This is a genomic window from Curtobacterium sp. B18 (assembly GCF_000333375.1).
In the GTDB taxonomy this organism is placed as follows: Bacteria; Actinomycetota; Actinomycetes; order Actinomycetales; family Microbacteriaceae; genus Curtobacterium.
On record NZ_BACZ01000626.1, the window covers coordinates 1 to 467 of the forward strand.

1 pseudogene is annotated in these 467 nt (G+C 71.1%); it reads right to left on the reverse strand.

What is annotated here, in order from left to right:
* Nucleotides 1-131 precede the first annotated feature (131 nt).
* Nucleotides 132-467: pseudogene (locus tag I5E_RS16920) on the reverse strand (NAD(P)/FAD-dependent oxidoreductase); the annotation flags it as partial.

The window sequence follows — 467 nt, forward strand, 5'->3', positions numbered from 1 at the left end:
GACCCGCGCGACGGACTGGACCGCGGGACGGAGACCCGCGCGACGGACTGGACCGCGACCGGGCCCCACGACGAACGCGGCACGGCGCCGGTCGAGACGACCGGCGCCGTGCCGCGTGACCGGACCGGTCGCTAGGGCGTGATCCGCCCCACGAGCATGTCCGGGGTGAGGCTGTGTGCCTCGGCGAGGACCTTGCGGGCCTCGTCCGTCTTGTCCCACACGTTCCACAGCAGGACGCCGCGCACGGTGTCGTCGTCGTCGAGGTAGTAGACGACGCCCGTGACGGTCGGGTCCTGCCAGTCCTCGACGGTGCGGAGCTTCGTGGAGACCTGTCCGACCGCCTCGTACCCCATGTCGAAGACGTCCGAGTAGAACATCGGCGTGTGGTCGTAGGTCTCGTCGGCGTCGGCGAGGTTGCGGCCCGCCTGACGACCCTGCTGCTGCGCGTTGTCGACGTGCTCGACCCG